The organism is Acidovorax sp. DMC1 (genome assembly GCF_056314325.1).
Genome location: NZ_JBQUYO010000015.1, coordinates 1 through 19,628 on the forward strand (window position 1 = coordinate 1; position 19,628 = coordinate 19,628).

At 65.3% G+C, this 19,628-nt stretch carries 16 protein-coding genes; 12 read left to right on the forward strand and 4 right to left on the reverse strand.

The features are described from left to right. Positions 1-209: 209 nt before the first annotated feature. Positions 210-1,193, forward strand: a complete 984-nt coding sequence (locus ACT531_RS21260; protein ID WP_476018715.1) for a tripartite tricarboxylate transporter substrate binding protein — start codon at positions 210-212, stop codon at positions 1,191-1,193. 35 nt (positions 1,194-1,228) lie between these two features. On the opposite strand, the gene ACT531_RS21265 is transcribed toward ACT531_RS21260, so the two are convergent. After that, positions 1,229-2,074 (reverse strand): MurR/RpiR family transcriptional regulator, encoded by an 846-nt coding sequence (locus ACT531_RS21265; RefSeq protein ID WP_015012602.1) that lies wholly within the window; start codon positions 2,072-2,074, stop codon positions 1,229-1,231. Between the two features lie 258 nt (positions 2,075-2,332). On the opposite strand from ACT531_RS21265, the gene ACT531_RS21270 reads away from it, so the two are divergent. From ACT531_RS21270 to tal, 4 genes are all read left to right on the forward strand, one after another. Next, positions 2,333-3,361, forward strand: a complete 1,029-nt coding sequence (locus tag ACT531_RS21270; RefSeq protein WP_108498598.1) for an ABC transporter substrate-binding protein — start codon at positions 2,333-2,335, stop codon at positions 3,359-3,361. Between the two features lie 99 nt (positions 3,362-3,460). Beyond that, positions 3,461-5,620 (forward strand): ABC transporter permease, encoded by a 2,160-nt coding sequence (locus ACT531_RS21275; protein ID WP_476018716.1) that lies wholly within the window; start codon positions 3,461-3,463, stop codon positions 5,618-5,620. A 27-nt stretch (positions 5,621-5,647) separates the two neighbouring features. Further along, on the forward strand, positions 5,648-6,730 hold the full coding sequence (locus tag ACT531_RS21280) for an ABC transporter ATP-binding protein (RefSeq protein WP_476018717.1): 1,083 nt from the start codon (positions 5,648-5,650) through the stop codon (positions 6,728-6,730). 7 nt (positions 6,731-6,737) lie between these two features. Then, on the forward strand, positions 6,738-7,688 hold the full coding sequence (tal, locus tag ACT531_RS21285) for a transaldolase (RefSeq protein WP_108498661.1): 951 nt from the start codon (positions 6,738-6,740) through the stop codon (positions 7,686-7,688). A gap of 932 nt (positions 7,689-8,620) precedes the next feature. Here the strand turns inward: tal and ACT531_RS21290 are convergent. Further along, on the reverse strand, positions 8,621-10,018 hold the full coding sequence (locus ACT531_RS21290) for a sensor histidine kinase (protein WP_476018718.1): 1,398 nt from the start codon (positions 10,016-10,018) through the stop codon (positions 8,621-8,623). Between the two features lie 178 nt (positions 10,019-10,196). Continuing rightward, complete coding sequence (locus ACT531_RS21295; RefSeq protein ID WP_476018719.1) at positions 10,197-10,913, reverse strand: response regulator transcription factor; 717 nt, start codon at positions 10,911-10,913, stop codon at positions 10,197-10,199. Positions 10,914-11,088: 175 nt separating this feature from the next. Between ACT531_RS21295 and ACT531_RS21300 the strand changes: the two genes are divergently transcribed. The 7 genes from ACT531_RS21300 (at position 11,089) to gloA2 (ending at position 18,531) form a co-directional block, all read left to right on the forward strand. Continuing rightward, complete coding sequence (locus ACT531_RS21300; RefSeq protein ID WP_015012609.1) at positions 11,089-12,339, forward strand: ABC transporter substrate-binding protein; 1,251 nt, start codon at positions 11,089-11,091, stop codon at positions 12,337-12,339. Positions 12,340-12,396: 57 nt separating this feature from the next. Continuing rightward, complete coding sequence (locus tag ACT531_RS21305) at positions 12,397-13,581, forward strand: carbohydrate porin (RefSeq protein WP_476018720.1); 1,185 nt, start codon at positions 12,397-12,399, stop codon at positions 13,579-13,581. A 472-nt stretch (positions 13,582-14,053) separates the two neighbouring features. Next, a complete protein-coding gene (locus ACT531_RS21310; protein ID WP_015012611.1) occupies positions 14,054-14,932 on the forward strand; it encodes a carbohydrate ABC transporter permease in 879 nt (292 codons plus the stop codon). Beyond that, on the forward strand, positions 14,922-15,791 hold the full coding sequence (locus tag ACT531_RS21315; protein ID WP_110959791.1) for a carbohydrate ABC transporter permease: 870 nt from the start codon (positions 14,922-14,924) through the stop codon (positions 15,789-15,791). The genes ACT531_RS21310 and ACT531_RS21315 overlap by 11 nt, the downstream gene beginning before the upstream one ends. A gap of 3 nt (positions 15,792-15,794) precedes the next feature. Further along, positions 15,795-16,856, forward strand: a complete 1,062-nt coding sequence (locus ACT531_RS21320; RefSeq protein ID WP_343736341.1) for an ABC transporter ATP-binding protein — start codon at positions 15,795-15,797, stop codon at positions 16,854-16,856. A 272-nt stretch (positions 16,857-17,128) separates the two neighbouring features. Then, positions 17,129-18,106 carry a glucokinase gene (gene glk / locus ACT531_RS21325; RefSeq protein WP_476018721.1) on the forward strand — a complete coding sequence of 326 codons (978 nt, stop codon included), beginning with the start codon at positions 17,129-17,131 and terminating at the stop codon, positions 18,104-18,106. Continuing rightward, positions 18,103-18,531, forward strand: a complete 429-nt coding sequence (gene gloA2, locus ACT531_RS21330) for an SMU1112c/YaeR family gloxylase I-like metalloprotein (RefSeq protein ID WP_476018722.1) — start codon at positions 18,103-18,105, stop codon at positions 18,529-18,531. The genes glk and gloA2 overlap by 4 nt, the downstream gene beginning before the upstream one ends. Before the next feature lie 85 nt (positions 18,532-18,616). On the opposite strand, the gene ACT531_RS21335 is transcribed toward gloA2, so the two are convergent. Beyond that, positions 18,617-19,621, reverse strand: a complete 1,005-nt coding sequence (locus tag ACT531_RS21335; protein ID WP_476018723.1) for a transketolase family protein — start codon at positions 19,619-19,621, stop codon at positions 18,617-18,619. Positions 19,622-19,628: the final 7 nt, after the last annotated feature.

Below are 19,628 nucleotides of genomic sequence, written 5' to 3' on the forward strand. Positions count from 1 at the left end.
GAGGCACCGATCTTCAGTGTGGCCGACTATGGGCTGGAAGCGGATCTGTTCACGGCTGTGCCTGAACTGGTCAAGGCGCTCTGAGCCTCCGCAGATCACTGGTACAGCCCATTCGGTGGGATTTGGTTGCTACCAAAATAGAGCTATCAGCGCTTAATGCATAAGCGCTGAGGCTGTTTTATGCCTAAAAATTAGCAGGAGACAAAACCATGAGCACACTCCTTTCCCGTCGCAGGCTTGTCCAGGCCACCGGCGCAGCGCTGGCCGGTGCGGCATTGCCAGCGCTGGCCCAAACCAGTTGGCCCAGCCGCCCGATTCGCATCATCGTGCCTTACACGGCGGGCGGGTTTACCGACCAGATGGCGCGTCTGCTGACGGTGGGCCTGCAAAAGCAATTTGGTCAGCCGGTTGTCATCGACAACAAACCCGGTGCGAACAGCATCATCGGCGTGGATGCCGTCGCCAAGTCCGCCCCGGACGGTCACACTTTTGGGGTGGTCATCCCGGCCTTTACCGCCAACACCACGCTCTACCCCAAGCTGCCCTACAACCCGCGCAAGGACCTGATGGGGGTGTCGCTGTTGGGTGTTTCTCCATTGGTGGCCGCAGTGGCGCCCAATGCACCGTTCAAGACGGTGAAGGAACTTGTGGCCTATGCCAAGGCCAACCCGGGCAAGGTGAGCTTTGCTTCGTCAGGCACAGGCTCTGCGGCGCACCTGACCAGCGAGCTGCTCAAGTCACTGACCAAGACCTTCATGGTCCACATCCCCTACCGCGGCGCAGCCCCTGCGCTGACGGACTTGCTCGGCGGCCAGGTGCCCTTGTTCCTCGACCCTCCGCCCAACCTGATCCAGCCCGCCAAGGCAGGCCGGATCACCCTCATCGGCGTGGCCAGCGAAAAGCGCTTGCCCATGTTGCCTGACGTGCCTACCTTCATCGAGCAGGGCGTGCCCGGCATGCTGGGCAGTACCTGGGCCAGCATGATTGCACCCGCCGGGACGCCGCGCGACATCGTCAAGCGCATGTCGGACGCGGTGAACGCCATCATCCAGAGTGATGAAACCAAGGCCAAGCTCGACACCATGGGCACCTTCGGTGAAGGCACCACGCCTGAGGCGTGCGACGCCTTTTTGGCAGCCGAAACGACCAAGTGGGGTAAGGTGATCCGCGACGCGGGTGTCACGTTGGACTGAGAAGGCGTACACCGGCCTGGCCTGAGGGCCAGGATTTACGCGTAGCGCTTGGCTCGCAGGTTCTCTTTCATCTGCTGCAGGATGGGCTGCAGCGAGCTGCCAATGCGCAGCGCTACGCAGGTGGCCAGCACGTCGATGATGAGCAGGTGCATGAGGCGCGACACCATGGGGCTGTAGCGGTCGTAGCCCTCGGGGTGGTCGGCGGCCAAGTGGATCTGGCAGGTGCTGGCCAGGGGCGAGCCGCTGGCGGTGATGACGATGGTGGTGGCACCGTTGCGGCGGGCGATGTCTGCCGCGTCCATCAGGTCGCGGGTGCGGCCCGAGTTGGAGATGATCACCGCGCAGTCGCCCGGGCCCAGCAGGGTGGCGCTCATCACCTGCATGTGGCCGTCGCTGCTGGAGATGGAGGTCACGCCCAGGCGAAAGAACTTGTGCTGCGCGTCCTGCGCCACGATGCCCGAGTTGCCCACACCGTAGAACTCGATGCGCTTGCCCTTCTTCCAGGTGTCCGCAATCGCGTCGGCGGCGCGTTCGATGGCCACGGTGCTGGCCGCGTTGCGGTACTGCAGGAAGGCCGCCACGGCGTTGTCCACCACCTTCACCAGCACGTCGCCGGTCTTGTCGTCGGCATCTACGCTGCGGTGGATGAAGGGCACGCCCTCGCTCACGCTGCCAGCCAGCTTGAGCTTGAAGTCCGCCAGCCCGTCGTAGCCCATGCTGCGGCAAAAGCGCACCACGGTGGGCTTGCTCACGTGCGCGCGCTCGGCCAGCTCGCGCACGGGCAGGCGGGCAAAAGTGCGCGGGTCGGTCAGCACCAGCTTGGCCACGCGCTGTTCGGCGGGGGCCAGCGAGGGCAGGGAGGCGGTGATGCGGTCGAGCATGTCAGTCTGTGAAGGCGGGGCAGGCTGCGCAGGGGCCTTTGAAAAAGGGGCTGGGACGGGACGCTCCATCTGGCTGCGGTCAGCGCGGTGGCGGGGCCGTCCTCATTTAATGTAACTCGGTTCCCAAACCTGCGGGGCCCGCGCAATCCCTGCCTTTCAACCTGCTTGCACCGACCCTGGGCGTTTCCCCCCTGGCCCGGACGGGCCCTGCACGCATAGCATCCTCCATCACGTTATCCAGATACTGAGGAGCCTTCCATGCGCAAACCCTTGCTGACAAAACTTCTGGCCGGTGCGGCCCTGGTGGCCGCTGCGTCGGGCAGCTGGGCCCAGGGCCAGGTCAACATCATCTGCTCGGTGCAGGCCGAGTGGTGCAACCTGATGTCCACGGTGTACGCCAAGACCACCGGCACCAAGGTGAACATGACGGCCAAGGGGTCGGGCGAGGCGCTGGCGCAGCTCAATGCCGAGCGCGCCAACCCCAAGACCGACATCTGGTTTGGCGGCACGGGCGACCCGCACCTGCAGGCGGCAGAGCAGGGCCTGACGCTCGAATACAAGTCGCCCCAGCTCCCGCAGCTCTACCCCTGGGCGCAAAAGCAGGCGGCGGACTCCAAGTACCGCACCGTGGGCGTCTACCTGGGGCCGCTGGGCTTTGGCTACAACAAGGAGCTGCTGGCCAAGCGCAAGCTCAACCCGCCCCAGTCGTGGGCCGACCTGCTCAAGCCCGAGTTCAAGGGCGAGGTACAGATGGCCAACCCCGCATCGAGCGGCACCGCCTACACCATGATCGCCACGCTGGTGCAGATCATGGGCGAGGAAAAAGCGTTCGAGTACCTCAAGGCCCTGCACCCCAACATCAGCGCGTACACCCGTTCGGGCACAGCCCCGGTCAAGGCGGTTGCACGCGGCGAGACCACGGTGTCCGTGAGCTTTGTGCACGACGTGACCACCGAGGCGGTCAATGGCTTCCCGGTCGGATCGGCCACGCCGTCCGAAGGCACCGGCGCTGAGGTGGGCTCCATGAGCATCGTCAAGAACGGCCCCAACACCGAGGCGGCCAAGAAGTTCTACGAATGGGCGCTCACGCCCGGCGGCCAACAGTTTGGCCTGGCGGCCAAGCAGTTCCAGCTGCCCAGCAACACGCAGGTGCCCAAGGACCCGCGCATGACCGATCCGGCCAAGATGAAGCTCATCAACTACGACTACGCCAAGTACGGCGCCAGCGCCGAGCGCCGCCGCCTGATTGCGCGCTGGGAAAAAGACGTGCAGAACGCAACACGCTAAGGGGTGGTGGTGTCGGCAGCAGCGGCGGCAGCGCACGCAACCCCCCGGACCCGGGCTCCCGGTGCCTCGGTCAACCGGCCCTTGTGGGTCTGGCTGGCCATGGGCGTATTGGGGTACCTGGTGTTCCCCTGGTATGCACAGCAGGACGCCAATGGCCTGCTGGCGGTCGGCCAGGTCTTCAGCAGCGAGCAGGCCGCCAACGGGCTGATGCAGGCGGCCTTGTTCGGACGCCCCTGGCTGTGGCTGGGCCTGGCCGGGCTGGCGGTGGCGGGCCTGGGGGCCTGCCTGCCCGCCGGGCGCAAGCAAGGCACGCTGCTGGTGGCGGGGGGCGCACTGGGGCTGGCGGCCCTGCTGCTCAGCGGCTTTGCGATTGGTGCGCGCGGCTGGGCGTTTGAATGGATGAACACCAGCCTGGGCGAACTGGGCGCGCGCCAGCCCGGCATGGGCTGGGGCGGGTTTGTGGTGCTGTCGGCACTGCTGGTGCTGCTGTCGTTCGGTGTGGCGCGGCGCGGCTTCTTCAAGGGCGACCTGTTCGTAGCGGCTGCGGTGGTGGGCTGCGGCAGCCTGCTCGCGCTGTTCATCGTGTTCCCGGTGCTCAAGGCGCTGTCGGCGGCATTTTTTCTGGAAGACGGCCCGTTCTCGCTGGCCGTGGTGTGGGAGCGCATTGCGCACGAGCGCAACTTCAGCCTGTCGTGCCTGGCGAACTTGGGTGGAGGCCAGCGCTGCGGCGTGGCCTGGAACACGCTGTTCCTGGGCCTGATGACCGCTACCAGCACGACGCTGCTAGGCACCTTCATGGCCCTGATGGCCGAGCGCGCTTCGCGCCGCTATGCGCGGCCGCTGAACATCGTGGCGCTGCTGCCCATCATCACGCCGCCGTTCGTGGTGGGCCTGGGGCTGATCCTGCTGTTTGGCCGCGCGGGGGTGTTCAACCAGTTTCTGGAATACGCGTTCGGCATCACGCCATCGCGCTGGTTTTATGGGTGGCTGGGTGTGTGGGTGGCGCAGACCTTTGCGTTCACTCCCATCGCCTTCATGATCATGCGCGGCGTGGTGCAGGGCGTGGCCCCCAGCCTGGAAGAGGCCGCGCAAACCCTGCGCGCCAGCCCGCACCGCACCTTCATGACCGTGACCCTGCCGCTGCTCAAGCCCGGCCTGGCCAATGCGTTCCTGGTGGGCTTCATCGAAAGCATGGCCGACTTCGGCAACCCCATCGTGGTGGGCGGGCAGTTCTCGGTGCTGTCCACCGAAATTTTCTTTGCCATCGTGGGCGCTCAGTACGACCAGGGCCGTGCCGCATCGCTGGCCTGGATCCTCACATTCTTCGCGCTCACGGTGTTTGCCATCCAGCGCGGGCTGCTGGGCAAGCAGAACTTCACCACCGTGTCGGGCAAGGGTGACGCGGGCATTGCCATGCCGCTGCCCACCGGTGTGCGCCGCGTGGTGCATTCCATCGCGCTGCCCTGGATGGCGTTCACGCTCATCGTGTACCTGTTTGCGCTGGCTGGGGGCTTTGTGCAGACCTGGGGCCGCGACTACACCATCACGCTGGCGCATTTCCGTACCGCGTTCAGCGTGGAATGGGGCGAGTTTGGTGTGGTGTGGGCGGGCACGGCGTGGAACTCGTTCTTCACCACCCTCAAGCTCGCCGCCATCTCCGCGCCACTTACGGCCACGCTGGGCATTGCCATTGCATGGCTGCTGGCACGCACCGAGTTCCGGGGGCAGGGCGCGTTCGAGTTTGCGGCGCTGCTGGCCTTTGCGATCCCCGGCACGGTGCTGGGTGTGAGCTATATCCTGGCGTTCAACGTGCCACCGTTCGAGCTGACGGGCACGGCCCTCATCATCGTGTTGTGTTTTATGTTCCGCAATTTGCCGGTGGGTGTGCGCGCGGGCACGGCGGCGTTCAAGCAGCTGGACCGTTCGCTGGACGAAGCCTCCGTGATGCTGCGCGCAGGCAGCGTGCAGACGCTGCGCCATGTGGTGCTGCCGCTGCTCAAGCCCGCGCTGGTGGCTGCGCTGGTCTATAGCTTTGTGCGTGCCATCACCACGGTGAGCGCGGTGATCTTCTTGGTCACGGCCGAGAACGAGCTGGCCACCACTTACATCATCGGCCGCGTGGGCAATGGCGACTATGGCGTGGCGCTGGCGTACTGCACGGTGCTCATCATCCTGATGTCGGCCTCCATCGGCCTGATCCAGCTGCTGGTGGGTGATCGCAAACTGGGCCGCCGTGGAGCCGCGCCCGTTGCGCACTGACCCCTCTGACAAAAAAGAAAACACGCCATGAACAACAATGACGCGGGCATCGTGTTCCGCAACATCACCAAGCGCTACGGCAGCGACAGCAGTGCGGCCCTGGCCGTCAAGGGCATCAGCTTTGAGGTGCCGCGTGGCACGCTGACCACCATCCTCGGCCCCTCGGGCTGCGGCAAGACCACCACCTTGCGCATGATCGCGGGGCTGGAGTCGCCCACCTCCGGCGAGATCTTCATCGGCGGCAAGGATGTGACCACGCTGGGCCCCGCCCAACGCAACGTGAGCATGATGTTCCAGAGCTACGCGCTGTTCCCGCACATGAACGTGGTCGAGAACGTGATGTACGGCCTGCGCATGTCGGGCCAGCCCAAGGAGCAGGCGCGCGCCAAGTCCGTGGAGGCGCTGCGCGGCGTGGGCCTGGTGGGCTATGACGACCGCCTGCCCAGCGAACTCTCGGGTGGCCAGCAGCAGCGTGTGGCCTTGGCCCGCGCGCTGGTGCTGGAGCCCGAGGTGCTGCTGTTTGACGAGCCCTTGTCCAACCTCGACGCCCGCCTGCGCCGCGAGATGCGCGAAGAAATCCGCGCGCTGCAGCAGCGCCTGTCGCTCACGGTGGCTTATGTCACGCACGATCAGGCCGAGGCCATGGCCGTGAGCGACCAGATCATCGTGATGAACCAGGGCCTGATTGCGCAGAAGGGCTCGCCCCGTGCGCTGTACGAAACCCCGCACAGCGAATTCGTCGCGGGCTTCATGGGCGAGGCCATGCTGTTCCCGGCTGTGGCCGACCCTGACGGCACGGTGGCGCTCGGCCCGCTGGTGCTGCGCCCGCGCATGGCGGTGCAGAGCGGCCCGGTGAAGGTGGCGGTGCGGCCTGAGGCCTGGCGCATTCACCGCCAGGGCGAGGGCCTGCTGCCCGCCCGGCTGGACAAGCGGGCCTACCTGGGTGCAGTGTACGAATACACCTTCGAGACCGCGCTGGGCCACATCTTTGTGGTGTCGTCCGACCTGGACGATGTGCTGACCGTGGGAGACGAGGTGCAACTGAGCCTGGGTGCCCATGGCGTATCGGTGGTTGGTAGTACCGAAGCTGCCCGGACCAATGCGGAATAATGGCGCCATGACGAACCAACTCGACGCCCTCAAACAGTTCACTACCGTGGTTGCCGACACCGGCGACTTTCTGCAACTGGCCCAGTTCCGTCCGCAGGACGCGACGACCAACCCTTCGCTGATCCTCAAGGCGGTGCAGAAGCCCGAATACGCACCCTTGCTCAAGGACACCGTTGCCAAGTGGCAAGGGCGTGCGATGGACGAGGTGATCGACCGCCTGCTGGTGCGTTTTGGCTGTGAGATCCTGACCCACGTGCCCGGCCGTGTTTCCACCGAAGTGGACGCCCGCCTGAGCTTTGACACCAGTGCCACCGTCACGCGCGCCGAGCGCATCATCGAGCTGTACCAGGCCGAAGGCATTCACATCGACCGCGTGCTCATCAAGATCGCGGCCACGTGGGAAGGCATCCAGGCCGCCGAAAAGCTGGAGCGCAAGGGCATCCACACCAACCTCACGCTGCTGTTCTCTTTTGCCCAGGCCGTGGCTTGCGGGCAGGCCAAGGTGCAGCTGATCTCCCCCTTTGTGGGCCGTATTTACGACTGGTACAAAAAGCAGGCGGGTGCAAGCTGGGACGAGGCCGCGCGCGCGGGCGCCAACGACCCGGGCGTGCAGTCGGTCACGCAGATCTACAACCACTACAAGCGTTTTGGCATTGCCACCGAGGTGATGGGCGCGAGTTTCCGCAATGTGGGGCAGATCACGGCGCTGGCCGGGTGCGACCTGCTGACCATTGCACCCGAGCTGTTGGCGCAGCTGGCTGCGAGTGATGCACCGTTGCAGCGGGCGTTGGATGCGGAGGCTGCCAAGGCGATGGACTTGCCTGCGGTGAACTATGACGAGGCGGGGTTCCGGTTTGCTCTGAACGAGGATGCGATGGCGACCGAGAAGCTGGCTGAGGGGATTCGGGCGTTTGCGGTGGATGCTGTGAAGCTGGAGAAGCTGATCCTCGCTGCTTGAAGTTGTGGGTTTTTTGAGCGGCTGGTGCCTGGGTTGCAGGTGCTGGCCGCTTTTGTTTTTTGCTATTTGCAAAGCAGTGCGCTGATTTAGCCATCATGCTTGCGGTGAGGGCGGAGGCCGGGAGTCGCCCGGCATGCGAGTAACTTTCTTTTGCTTCGCCAAAAGAAAGTCACCAAAGAAAAGGCGACCCCCAGTCTGCGACCCCTGCGCTTCGCTACGGGGCAAACCTACGTCGGGGCGGTTGCGGGGTGCGCCGTGGAACTCACTGCGCTGCGTAGCAGCTTCGTTCAGACATCCACGGCGAGTCAGTTCACGAAGCACGCGCGCTGCGACGCGCGTGCCACCCCACAACCGCCCCGCCGCAGGCGCAGCCAGCAGGGGTGGGACAGCCGAACATTCAAACAGCCAGACATCCAATCGGGCCATTGCTGCGCTCGGCCTCGTTTTGCTGGCGCAAGCGCCACGCGCTGCGCAAGCTGGGCCGAGCGAAGCAAAGGCCCGTGTGGATGTTTGGTCCCTCTTGCCCCTCTGGATGCGCCGAGGAGCGCAGGGTTTGGCGGATCAGGGCTCGCGATTGTCTGAGCGAAGTGAAACGGAGCGAGTTCGAGCGAGACCCCGCCAAACCCGAGCACCACAGGTTGCCCCGGAGCGAAGCGCAGGGGACGCAGACAGTGGGGTCGCCCTTTCTTTGGTTCCTTTCTTTCGGCGACGCGAAAGAAAGGGACTCGCATGCCGGGCGACTCCCGGCCTCCGCCCTCAAAGAAGGCACGCCATTCGATGCGCACTAGCCGCCGGACTCAGCGCGCAAAACAGACGCATGAAGCTGTCAACCGCCGCCTGCTATCTCCAGTCCCGTAGCTAGAGTGATTACTATAAAAATCATAGCTGCCAAGGCATGAAGCACTAGCGCACCCAGCCAAAAAACCAAAAATTCACCCCGCAGGCAGCCGCATCCCCACCCGCAACCCCTTCGGCACCATCCCCTCCGCCACGGTCCGCCCGCCGTGCCGCAGCGCAATCTCTTCCACGATCGACAGCCCCAGCCCACACCCCCCCGCTTTGTCCGACCCGCGCCAGAACCGTGCAAACAAATCGCCCAGGTGCTCGGCCGGCACGCCCGGCCCGTCGTCCTCCACCACCAACAGTGCCCAGTGCCCGGGCTCCTCATGGCCCACGCGCACCGTCACCGTGGCGCCGGGGCCTGCGTAGTGCAGGGCGTTGTCGATGAGGTTGTTCAACGCCTCGCGCAGCAGCAGCGGGTGGCCCTGCGCGGGCAGGTGGTCCACGCCTTCGTAGCCCAGGTCCATGCCCTGGGCCAGGGCGCGGGCGGCCCATTCGCGGGCCACTTCGCGGGCCAAGGCGGCGAGGTCGATGGACTGCATCTCCACGTTCGACTCCGAGCGCGCCAGCTGCAGCAGCTGGTGCACCAGGTGGGCGCTGCGTTGCGCGGCCGACAGCACCTTTTGCAGGCGGGCCTGCACTGCGGGTTCGTGGCTCTCGTGCAGGGCCAGCTCGGTCTGGCCGATCAGGCCGGCGAGCGGTGTACGCAGCTGGTGGGCGGCGTCGTTCAGAAAACGCTTTTCCTTTTGCTGGCCGCGCGCCACGGTCTCCAGCAGCCGGTTGATGGTGCTGGCCAGCGAATGTACTTCCTGCGGGGCAGAGGTCAGCTCGATGGGCGGCAGGGGCGTGGTGCCCGTGTGGGGCTGTGCGCCTGCACGTTCAATTTGCGCCTCCAGGCGCTTGAGGGGTTGCAGGCCGCGCAGCACGCCGGCGTACACCACGGCGCTCAGGGCCAGGCCCATCAGGCCCATGGGTAGCACCATGCGCTCCAGCAGCTCCTGCGCAATGCGCTCGCGCACCGTCAGGCTCTGGGCCACCTGCACGCGCAGGCGCTGGCGGGTGGAGGCGGTGCCGTAGTCCACGTCCAGCAAGGCCACGCGCACCGGTTTGTCGTCCACCCGCGCCTGGTACAAAAACGCCTCGCCCACCGCCACATCGACCTGGGCGGGCGGTGCTGGCAGCTGCGCGTTGCCCAGCAGAAAGCGGCCGGGCGGGGACGACACCATGTAGGTGATGCGGTCGGCTGGGTCCTGCTCCAGGATGTCCTGCGCGGCCTTCGGAAAGTCCACCAGCAGCCCGTCGCCAATCGGCTTGATCTGCCGCGCCAGAGCCCGCACCGACTGGGTCAGCGTCTGGTCAATGCCCTTCTCGCCGTTCTGCAGCGCAATGCGCCAGGCCAGAAACCCGCCCGACAGCCACAGCACCAGCTGCGGCAGCAGCAGCCACAGCAGCAGCTTGCGTTGAAGAGAGACCCCAGGTACGTGGCGCATGTCAGCGAACCCCACTGCGGGAGGTGGTGAAAGCCCGCAACGCGTGACACTGGCGCGGCCGGGGCGCGGGATACCGAGCAAGGGCCGCCCCGCAGCGAGGGCATCGTCCCCCTGCCCGCGCAGCGCAGCGAAGCGAGAGCGGGGGGAAGGCGCGCAGCGACTCAGGGGGGTGTGCCATCTACGGCTTGTTCAGCATGTACCCCAGCCCCCGGATATTGCGGATCACCAGGTTGGACTGGTCGAGCTTCTTGCGCAGGCGGTGCACATACACCTCCAGCGCATTGGAGTTCAGCGGGGGGGCGGTCTGGCCGGGCTCGGGCGGGCTGGCGCGCCAGGCGGCCAGCACATCGTCGCGGGTGACGACTTCGCCGCAGCGGTGGGCCAGCAGCTCCAGCAGCTCCCACTCGCGCTGGGTCAGCTCCAGCAGGTCGCCGTTCAGCGCGGCGGAATGGCTGGCGTGGTCCAGCACCAGCGGGCCGATGGTGGTGTTGGCAACGCCCGCCGCGCTGCTGGCCTGGGTGAAGGCGGGCTGGCGTGCGCGGCGCAGCATGGCCTGCAGGCGGGCCTGCAGCTCCTGCATGTTGAAGGGCTTGGTGATGTAGTCGTCGGCCCCGGCGTTCAGGCCCAGCACGCGGTCATCGACGCCGTCGCGGGCGGTGAGGATCAGCACGGGCAGGCCGGCAATGTGCGCGCGGGCCCAGGTCAGCAGTTCCATGCCGTCGGCGCCGGGCAGGCCCAGGTCCAGGATGATGCCGTCCACTGCCTGCGTCTGCAAAAGTGCCATGGCCTGCGCCACGCTGCTGGCGGTGCAGACGCTGTAATCGAGTTGCTTGAGCTGGCCGGTGAGAGCGTCGAGCAGGAGGGCGTCGTCTTCGACAATCAGTATCGTGGCCATGGATTGAGCATAACAAAGGCCCCCGCAACGGCCCCGCTGTGGGGCCGCTGCGACTCTCAGGGAAAGCCCTGAGAATTAAATTAATTATTGTAATTAAAGTACCGACTGCGCTGAACGGCACCGGTATCACGGCGCAGCAACGGATTCTGGAAAACAACGTCGAGGAGACAAGGGTATGTGGAAGATGACAAAGATCGCCGCACTGGCGGTGGGCCTGGCGGCCGCGATGTCTGCCAGCGCAGGGGAGGTCGAGGTCCTGCACTACTGGACATCGGGCGGCGAGGCCAAGTCGGCCGCCGAGCTCAAGAAGATCATGCAGTCCAAGGGCCATACCTGGCGCGACTTTGCCGTGGCCGGCGGCGGTGGCGACAGCGCCATGACGGTGCTCAAGAGCCGCGTGATCTCTGGCAACCCGCCCTCGGCCGCCCAGGTCAAGGGCCCGGCCATCCAGGAATGGGCGTCCGAAGGCGTGCTGGCCAATGTCGATGCGCTGGCCAAGACCGAGAAGTGGGACGACGTGCTGCCCAAGGTGGTCGCCGACGTGATGAAGTACAAGGGCAGTTACGTGGCTGCCCCCGTCAACGTGCACCGCGTGAACTGGCTGTGGGCCAGCTCCGATGCGCTGAAGAAGGCTGGCGTGGCCAGCATGCCCAAGACCTGGGACGAGTTCTTTGCCGCTGCCGACAAGCTCAAGGCCGCAGGCCTGATCCCGGTGGCGCATGGTGGCCAGAACTGGCAGGACTTCACCACCTTTGAATCCGTGGTGCTGGGCGTGGGCGGTGCCAAGTTCTACCAGGACGCGCTGGTCAAGCTGGACGACAAGGCCATCAACAGCGACACCATGAAGAAGTCGCTGGAGACCTTCCGCCGCATCAAGACCTACACCGACCCTGGCGCTCCCGGCCGCGACTGGAACTTGGCCACGGCCATGCTCATCCAGGGCAAGGCGGGCTTCCAGCTGATGGGCGACTGGGCCAAGGGCGAGTTCATTGCCGCCAACAAGGCGCCGGGCAAGGACTTCCAGTGCGCAGCGGCACCGGGCACGGCCAATGCGTTCACCTTCAACGTGGACTCGTTCATCCTGTTCAAGCTCAAGGATGCAGCAGCACAGAAGGCGCAGAGCGACCTGGCCAGCTCCATCATGAGCCCCGAGTTCCAGGAGGTGTTCAACCTCAACAAGGGCTCGATCCCTGTGCGCACCGGACAGAAGATGGACAAGTTTGACGACTGCGCCAAGCTGTCCAGCAAAGACTTTGCCGACACTGCCAAGAGCGGTGGCCTGGTGCCCAGCGTGGCCCATGGCATGGCGATTGCGCCTGCCACCGAAGGGGCGATCAAGGATGTCGTCAGCCAGTTCTGGAACGACGACAAGGTGAGCGTCGCCGACGCCATGAAGAAGATCGCGGCCGCCGCGAAGACCAAGTAAGCCGTGTCCAACACACGCACCCGCACGCACTAAAACCAACCCCAGAGGGATCCCATCATGAAGACAAGAAACCGCCTCACGGCGGTGGCTTTGGCCGCCGCATGCGCGAATGGCGCCTTTGCTATGGACGTAGCAGGCTTCGAGTTCAACGGCTACTCCCGCGGTGGCCCGGTGTTCAACCACTCCGACGGCGTCAAGGGCAACCTGACGCTGGGCGGCGAACTGCAGAAGTACCGCCTGGGCAACGAGGGTGACAACGGCATCGAAGTCAACTTCGCCAAGGGCTTCGAGGCCGGTGGCATCAACTGGAAGGTGAACTACATGCCCGCCAAGTGGGGCAGTGGCGACATCAGCACCGAACAGGCGTTTGTGGAAATGAGCGGCTTCTCGTTCTCGCCCGAAGCCAAGTTCTGGGTCGGCCAGCGCCGCCTGCGGATCCAGGACGTGCACATCGTCGACTACTTCCTGCTGAACTACGGCGACAACATCGGCGCCGGTGTGACCGACGTGCCTGTGGGCGGCATGAAGCTGGGCGTGGGCGTGTTCTCCGGCGACAAGTTTGACGGCGGCCTGCCCAACAACGTGAAGGCACACCGCATCAACGCAGACCTGTCTGACATCAACACCAACCCCGGCGGCAAGCTGCGGGTGCTGCTGACGGCTGTGGGGGGCAAGAACCAGGTGGGCGGCGGCTCGGGCTCTGGCATCTCGCTGATGCACACGCAGAAGGAGTTCCTGCTGCCCGGCATCACCAACACGCTGTACCTGCAGACATCGCGTGGCCATGCCCGCATCGACGGGGAGTTTGAGGCCATTGAGGGCACCAGCGCTGGCAAGCGCGCCACCCGCATAGCCGACTCCATCAACTGGCAAAGCGGCCCGTTTGGCGGCCAGGCCCTCATTGGTTACCAGACCAACAAGGCTGACCTGACTGGTGTGGAGACCAAGGACTTCTCGCTGGGCGGCCGTGGTTCGTACGCGTTCACCAAGAACTTCAAGGGCTTGGTGGAACTGTCCACCACCACCCGCAAGGGCAGTGGTCCGGACCAGCGCCTGTCCAAGGTCACGCTGGCGGGTGCCCTGGCACTGAATGAAGACTTCTGGTCGCGCCCCGAGCTGCGTCTGTATGTGACCAAGGCCAACTGGAACCAGGCGGCGGCGGTGGCCAACGCAGGCACCTTTGGCGCCAATGGCAAGACCTCGCGCACGCTGGTGGGCGTGCAGTACGAGGTGTGGTGGTAAGAACCTGCTCAAGATCTTTTCGGGGTCGCACAAGTACCTTGCCGGGATGGGGTGCAAGGCGCGGTGCGCAGCCAATAGCCCGTGCTATTGGCAAGCGCCGCAACGCCGCAGACCGCCCGGCAAGGCACTTGCCCGAAGGGTTGGAGTGAAATCGGGCGATTGGACGCCTCGACTGCTTGCATGGGCACGAGCCCATGCGGCGCATCCGAAGCATCCACTCATCCCGATTGCACTCCAATGCGATCCCCGAACAGATTTTGAACAGGTTCTAAGTGAGTGAGTAGCGAGTTAGTTTGAGGTAAACACTTTGTTCATTGGGGGGTGCTCTGTGCGTACCCCCCTTTTTTCATGTGACACAAAGTGAATGTGTGAATGAGTGAAACGGTGATTCAGTGACTGATCGAGACACCGCGTACAGCGCCTACCGCGCACGCAGCGTGTGCAGTGCGTACGCAAGAGAGATTCGCAAGCAATGAAGAATTCCTTTGAAACCTGGCTGCCCAGGCTGGTGGTGACCCCGGCGTTCGTGCTGGGTTTTGCCTTCATCTATGGCCTCATGGTGTGGAACGGCGTGCTCAGCCTCACCGCATCGCGCATGCTGCCCAACTACGAATGGGCGGGCCTGGCGCAGTACGAGCGCCTGTGGGAGATGGACCGCTGGTGGGTGGCCCTGAAGAACCTGGGCATTTTTGGCGTGGGCTATGTGGGCGGATCGCTGGTGATTGGAGTGGTGCTAGCCGTGCTGCTGGACCAGAAGATCCGCGCTGAGGGCGCGTTACGCACCATTTACCTGTACCCCATGGCGCTGTCGTTTGTGGTGACGGGAACGGCCTGGAAGTGGCTGCTGAACCCCGGCCTCGGCATCGAGAAAATGGTGCGCGACTGGGGCTTCACGAACTTTGAATTTGGCTGGCTGGTGGATACCGAGATGGCCATCTACTGCGTGGTCATTGCCGGCATCTGGCAGAGCGCCGGATTTGCCATGGCGCTGTTCCTGGCGGGGCTGCGCGGCATTGACGACAGCATCATCAAGGCCGCGCAGGTCGATGGTGCCTCGCTGCCGCGCATCTACTGGCGCATCGTGCTGCCTGCGCTGCGGCCGGTATTTTTCTCCACGCTCATGGTGCTGTCGCACCTAGCCATCAAGAGCTTTGACCTGGTGATGGCACTGACGGCCGGCGGCCCCGGCTTTGCCACGGATGTGCCCGCCACCTTCATGTACACCATGTCGTTCTCGCGCGGCCAGATCGGCCTGGGCGCGGCCAGTGCCACCATGATGCTGGCCACCGTGGCGGCCCTGGTGATTCCTTACCTTTACAGCGAACTGCGGAGCAAACCCCATGACCGCTAAGCCCTCTGTGTTTCCGTCCGTGGGCCGCCTGCTGGTCTATGGCGTGCTGGCCCTGGCCACCGCGTTTTTTCTGCTGCCGCTGTACGCCATGCTGGTCACGTCGTTCAAGGACGCCGAGGAGATCCGCAGCACCTCGCTGCTGGCGCTGCCGGGATCGCTGAACTGGTCGGCCTGGGGCACGGCCTGGTCCACCGCCTGCACGGGGGTGGATTGCAATGGCCTGCGCCCCTTCTTCTGGAACTCGGTGGCCATGGCCGTGCCGGCCGTGCTGATCTCTACCGTGTGGGGCGCGCTCAACGGTTATGTGCTGAGCCTGTGGAAGTTTCGCGGCAGCGACACCTTGTTTGGCCTGCTGCTGTTTGGCGTGTTCATGCCCTTCCAGGTCGTGCTGCTGCCCATGAGCCAGGTGCTGGGCTGGCTGGGCTTGTCCAGCTCCATCACCGGGCTGGTGCTGGTGCACTGCCTGGCCGGGCTGGCGGGCACCACGCTGTTCTTTCGCAACTACTACGCGGCCATCCCCAAGGAGCTGGTGAATGCAGCACGCATGGACGGTGCGAGCTTCTGGCAGATCTTCTGGCGCATCGTGCTGCCGTTGTCCACGCCCATCGTCATGGTCACGCTGATCTGGCAGTTCACCAACATCTGGAACGACTTTCTGTTCGGCGTGGTGTTCTCGGGCACCGAGTCCAAGCCCATCACCGTGGGCCTCAACAACCTGGCCAACACCAGCAGCAGCGTGAAGGCCTACAACGTGGACATGGCGGCCGCGATCATTGCGGGCTTGCCCACGATGGTGATCTATGTGCTGGCTGGTAAATTTTTTGTGCGCGGGCTGACGGCCGGCGCGGTGAAGGGATAAATCATGGCGTCATCACTCGACATTGCAGGCATCAACAAGCGCTTTGGCAAGGGCGACAAGAGCGTGGAAGTGCTGCGCAAGGTGGACATCCACGTCGCGCCCGGCGAGTTCCTCATCCTGGTCGGCCCCTCGGGCTGCGGCAAGTCCACGCTGCTCAACATCATTGCGGGGCTGGACGAGCCCACCGAGGGCGAGATCCGCATCGGCGGCAAGAACGTGGTGGGCATGCCCCCGCGCGACCGCGACATCGCCATGGTGTTCCAGAGCTACGCGCTGTACCCCACCTTGAGCGTGGCCGACAACATCGGCTTTGCGCTGGAGATGCGCAAGATGCCCAAGGCCGAGCGCCAAAAGCGCATCGACGAAGTGGCCACCATGCTGCAGATCAGCCACCTGCTGGACCGCCGGCCCAGCCAGCTGTCGGGCGGGCAGCGCCAGCGTGTGGCCATGGGCCGGGCACTGGCGCGGCAGCCGCAGCTGTTCCTGTTTGACGAGCCGCTGTCCAACCTGGACGCCAAGCTGCGCGTGGAGATGCGCGCCGAGATCAAGCGCCTGCACCAGGCCAGTGGCATTACCAGCGTGTACGTCACGCACGACCAGGTCGAGGCGATGACGCTGGGCTCGCGCATCGCGGTGATGAAGGGCGGCGTGGTGCAGCAGCTGGGCACACCGGACGACATCTACAACCGCCCGGCCAACACCTACGTGGCCACCTTCATCGGATCGCCCACCATGAACCTGCTGCGCGGTACGGCCACAGGCGGGCAGTTTGGCATTCAGGGTGCGGCGCTGAACCTGGCCGCTCCCGCCAGTGCCAACGAGGTGCTGCTGGGCGTGCGTCCCGAGCACCTGGTGATTCAGGAGACCGCCCCCTGGCGCGGCCGCGTCAGTGTGGTGGAGCCCACGGGACCTGACACCTATGTGATGGTGGACACCGCCGCAGGCAGCGTCACGCTGCGCACCGACGCCCAGACCCGCGTGCAGCCCGGCGACGCCGTGGGCCTGGCGGTAGAGCCCGCCAACGCCCACTGGTTTGACGCCAGCAGCGAGAATCGGCTGGCGTGAGCCGCGCGGCGAATGCGCCGCCCGGTCGTTGCATGTAGTGTGCCGTCCCGCAAATATCTGCACATGAAATCGCGTCCTCACCCCCAGGGCTGCGTTGCAAATCCTCGCGATAGCTACGGCTATCACTGCGGTTTGCGCCTTGCCCTGGGCGCGATGCCATCGATTTCATTTCGTGCAGCTATTTGCGGGACAGCACACTGTTTGCTATTGAAACAATAGCTGCTTGGCGCTTTCTACTAGCGCTGGCAGCTGTTTTTGCTTAAAAACACCGCATGACACCCCTGCGCCTGCTGGCCGACATCGGCGGCACCAACATTCGCCTGGCCTGGCAAGACCAGCCCGATGGCCCCCTGCACGACACCCGTGTGTTGCCCTGTGCTCAGTTCCCCACGGTGGATGCTGCCCTGTCGGCCTACCTGGCCGAGGTGAACATCGCCACGCCCCGCGAGGCGGCGTTTGGCATCGCCAACCCGGTCACGGGCGACGCGATCCGCATGACCAACCACAGCTGGAGCTTTTCGCAGCGCGCCGTGCGCGAGGTGTTTGGTTTTGAGCGGCTGGTGGTCATCAACGACTTCACCGCACTCGCACTGGCGCTGCCCCTGCTCACGCCCGCGCAACTGCGCCCCGTGGGCGGTGGCGAGGCGGTGCCGGGCGCTGCGATTGCGCTGCTGGGCCCGGGCACGGGCCTGGGCGTGTCGGGCCTGGTGTTTCCGCCCGGCTCCAGTCTGGGCGTGCCGCTGTCGGGCGAGGGCGGCCATGTCACGCTGGCCGCGCAGACCCAGCGCGAATTCGATGTGCTGGGCATCTTGCAAGAGCGCTACGGCCACGTGTCGGCCGAACGCGCCGTGTGTGGCGCCGGGCTGGTGGACCTGTACCACGCGCTGCGCCGGCTGGCCCAGCGCGGCGGCAAGGAAGTCAGCTCGGCCGCGCAGGTGACCGAGCTGGCCCTGCAAGCCAACGACCCGCTCGCGCTGGAGGCGCTGGAGCTGTTCTGCGGCTTCTTGGGCAGCGTGGCGGGCAATCTTGCGCTCACGCTGGGGGCGCGCGGCGGCGTGTTCATCGGCGGCGGCATGGTGCCACGCCTGGGCACGTGGTTTGACCAGTCGCCGTTCCGTGCGCGGTTTGAATCCAAGGGGCGGTTCCAGTCCTACCTGGCGACGATTCCCTGCTGGGTGATTGACCCCAGCGCCACGCCCGCGCTGTTTGGCGCATCGCGCGCGCTGGACATTGCGGGCTCGGGTGCATGAGCAGCAACAGCGCACCACCGCCCATGCTCCGGCTCAGTGGCGTACACCATGTGGCCGTCATTGCCAGCGACTACGCCTGTTCCCGCCGCTTCTACACCGAGGTGCTGGGCCTGCAGGTGGTGCACGAGCACTACCGCGCCGAGCGGCAGTCTTACAAGCTGGACCTGCAATTGCCCGATGGCACACAGGTGGAGCTGTTTTCGTTTCCGAACCCACCTGCGCGCCCTTCGTACCCCGAGGCCTGCGGTCTGCGCCACCTGGCCCTGCGCGTGGCCGACATGCAGGCCAGCGTAGCTGCCTTGGCCGCCCATGGCGTGGCCGTGGAGCCGGTGCGGGTGGACCCGTTCACGGGGGCACTGTTCACGTTTTTTGCCGACCCGGATGGGTTGCCGATCGAGCTGGTGGAAGAGGGCAGGGCGCGTTAACCTGCACATCGCTGCAACGCCACAGCAACACGAAGTGGCCATTGCGCTGGCGCAGAGAGCGCGGACCTGCCCCTCGGATACGGCCCTATTTCAACCACGCCTTGACGCGCGCCGACAACGCCTCGGTGCTGATGCCGTAGCGGTCGTGCAGCGTGGGCAAAGCCCCCGCATCCAGGTAGGCATCGGGCAGCCCCGCCAGGCGGAACCGCGCGGGCTGTACGCCGTTTTGCAGCAGCGCGCTGGCCACGGCCTCGCCCAGGCCGCCGACCACCGAGTGGTTCTCTGCCACCACCACCAGGCGGGGCTTGCGCTGCACCTCGGCCAGGATGGTTGCTACATCGAGTGGCTTGATGGTGGGGCAATGCAGCACGCCCACGCCGATGCGGTCGGCCTGCAGCGCCTTGGCCACCTCTAGCGCGCGCATGGTCAGGAAGCCGCTGGAAATGATGAGCACCTCGTCGCCATCCATCAGGCGCTTTGCTTTGCGCAGTTCGAACTGGTAGTCGTATTCGTCCAGCACCAGCGGCACATTGCCGCGCAGCAGGCGCATGTAGATGGGGCCGTTGTGCGCCGCCATTTGCGGCACGGCCTGCTCGATGTCGAGGGCATCGCAGGGGTCGATGATGGTCAGGCCCGGGATGCCACGCATCATGGCGATGTCTTCAGTGGCTTGGTGGCTCGGGCCATAGCCGGTGGTCAGGCCGGGCAGCGCGCAGCACATCTTCACGTTCAGATTTTCTTCGGCAATCACCTGGTGGATGAAGTCGTACGCGCGGCGCGTGCCGAACACGGCGTAGGTGGTGGCGAAGGGAATCAGCCCTTCCTTGGCCATGCCGCCTGCCGCACCCATCAGCAGCTGTTCGGCCATGCCCATCTGGTAGAAGCGCTCGGGGTAGGCCTGTGCGAACAGGTGCAGGTCGGTGTACTTGGCCAGGTCGGCGGTCATACCCACGATCTCGGGGCGGGTGGCGGCCAGTTCGACCAAGGCCTTGCCAAACGGTGCGGCCTTGACGCGCTGCCCCTCGCCCGCGATGGAGGCGATCATGGCGGAGGTGGTCAGGCGCGGTTTTTTCTCGGCGACGGTGTTCATGCGGCGG

Excerpts from the sequence above, each read along its gene's own strand:
- ACT531_RS21260 (WP_476018715.1), top strand. The coding sequence starts at position 210 with ATGAGCACACTCCTTTCCCGTCGCAGGCTTGTCCAGGCCACCGGCGCA.
- ACT531_RS21265 (WP_015012602.1), bottom strand. The coding sequence starts at position 2,074 with ATGCTCGACCGCATCACCGCCTCCCTGCCCTCGCTGGCCCCCGCCGAA.
- ACT531_RS21270 (WP_108498598.1), top strand. The coding sequence starts at position 2,333 with ATGCGCAAACCCTTGCTGACAAAACTTCTGGCCGGTGCGGCCCTGGTG.
- ACT531_RS21275 (WP_476018716.1), top strand. The coding sequence starts at position 3,461 with ATGGGCGTATTGGGGTACCTGGTGTTCCCCTGGTATGCACAGCAGGAC.
- ACT531_RS21280 (WP_476018717.1), top strand. The coding sequence starts at position 5,648 with ATGAACAACAATGACGCGGGCATCGTGTTCCGCAACATCACCAAGCGC.
- tal (WP_108498661.1), top strand. The coding sequence starts at position 6,738 with ATGACGAACCAACTCGACGCCCTCAAACAGTTCACTACCGTGGTTGCC.
- ACT531_RS21290 (WP_476018718.1), bottom strand. The coding sequence starts at position 10,018 with ATGCGCCACGTACCTGGGGTCTCTCTTCAACGCAAGCTGCTGCTGTGG.
- ACT531_RS21295 (WP_476018719.1), bottom strand. The coding sequence starts at position 10,913 with ATGGCCACGATACTGATTGTCGAAGACGACGCCCTCCTGCTCGACGCT.
- ACT531_RS21300 (WP_015012609.1), top strand. The coding sequence starts at position 11,089 with ATGTGGAAGATGACAAAGATCGCCGCACTGGCGGTGGGCCTGGCGGCC.
- ACT531_RS21305 (WP_476018720.1), top strand. The coding sequence starts at position 12,397 with ATGAAGACAAGAAACCGCCTCACGGCGGTGGCTTTGGCCGCCGCATGC.
- ACT531_RS21310 (WP_015012611.1), top strand. The coding sequence starts at position 14,054 with ATGAAGAATTCCTTTGAAACCTGGCTGCCCAGGCTGGTGGTGACCCCG.
- ACT531_RS21315 (WP_110959791.1), top strand. The coding sequence starts at position 14,922 with ATGACCGCTAAGCCCTCTGTGTTTCCGTCCGTGGGCCGCCTGCTGGTC.
- ACT531_RS21320 (WP_343736341.1), top strand. The coding sequence starts at position 15,795 with ATGGCGTCATCACTCGACATTGCAGGCATCAACAAGCGCTTTGGCAAG.
- glk (WP_476018721.1), top strand. The coding sequence starts at position 17,129 with ATGACACCCCTGCGCCTGCTGGCCGACATCGGCGGCACCAACATTCGC.
- gloA2 (WP_476018722.1), top strand. The coding sequence starts at position 18,103 with ATGAGCAGCAACAGCGCACCACCGCCCATGCTCCGGCTCAGTGGCGTA.
- ACT531_RS21335 (WP_476018723.1), bottom strand. The coding sequence starts at position 19,621 with ATGAACACCGTCGCCGAGAAAAAACCGCGCCTGACCACCTCCGCCATG.